Source organism: Rhodococcoides fascians A44A (genome assembly GCF_000760735.1).
Lineage (GTDB): Bacteria > Actinomycetota > Actinomycetes > Mycobacteriales > Mycobacteriaceae > Rhodococcoides > Rhodococcoides fascians_E.
Window position 1 is genome coordinate 2,730,064 of sequence record NZ_JMEX01000008.1, and the last position, 1,024, is coordinate 2,731,087.

1 protein-coding gene is annotated in these 1,024 nt (G+C 66.3%); it reads right to left on the minus strand.

Features of this window, described 5'->3' with window-relative positions; all coding sequences use genetic code 11:
• Window positions 1-1,024 (minus strand): AMP-binding protein (locus BH95_RS24995; protein ID WP_208601198.1); only part of this gene is annotated, 1,024 nt, incomplete at both ends.

The following is a 1,024-nucleotide window of genomic DNA, read 5'->3' on the forward strand; positions in this document are numbered from 1 at the left end:
TCCGGCGAAGAGTCGGTCTGCGGCGTCGGCGGCGTTCGCGGCGGGGAGGGCTTCGCCGGAGAAGAACACTCGCCGCACCGACGCCAACCGGTCCGGGTCAGGAGTCGCCCCGAGGAATGCAGCGAGCATGGCGGGCACGAAGTGCAGGACGGTGATCTGGTGGCGGTCGATGACCTCGGCGAGATAGGACGGGTCTTTGTGGCCTCCGTCTTTGGCGACGACGAGGGTGGCGCCGATGACGGCGGGGAGGAAGAATTCCCAGACCGAGACGTCGAAGACGGCGGGGGTTTTCTGCAGGATCCGATCACCGGGGCCGAGTCCGTAGTCCTCGGCCATCCAGGTGAGGCGGTTGATGATCGCCTGATGGGAGATCATGACGCCTTTGGGGCGTCCGGTGGTACCGGAGGTGAAGATGACGTAGGCCGTGTCCGCCGAGGTGAGGGCCCGCGCCAACACCGGCGCCACACGCTCGCCGCGTGCCAGACGTGCCGCGACCACAGGGTTGTCGAGGAAATCTTCGGTGATGACCACTGTGGGGGACGCGTCGTCGAGGATGTGGGTGATCCGCTGGTCCGGGTAGTCGGGGTCGATGGGGACATACGCTGCGCCGGCGCGGATGACGGCGTGCAGGGCGGTCACCAGCTCGATGCTGCGCGGGAGTTGAACGGCGACGCGGTCTCCGACCTGAACCCCACGTTCGATCAGAACGTGTGCCAATGCGTTGACGCGGGCATCGAAATCGGCGTACGACCAGTGCGTTCCGGTGTCGTCGATGACGGCGACCGCATCCGCCGACACATTCGCCTGCCGCCGAGTCAACACATCCACCGTCGAATCCGCCACCGGCACAACCGGACCCGCCGAGAGTGTGGAGATCTGGCCCGAATCGGCTGCGGGCAGGGCATCGAGCGCTGCCAGTCGTGTGTCTGGTGTGGCGGCAAGGGTTTTCAGGACGCGTTGGAAGGTGGTGGTGAATCGGTCGATGGTGGCGGGGGTGAACAGTTCGGTGGCGTAGGTGAGGGAG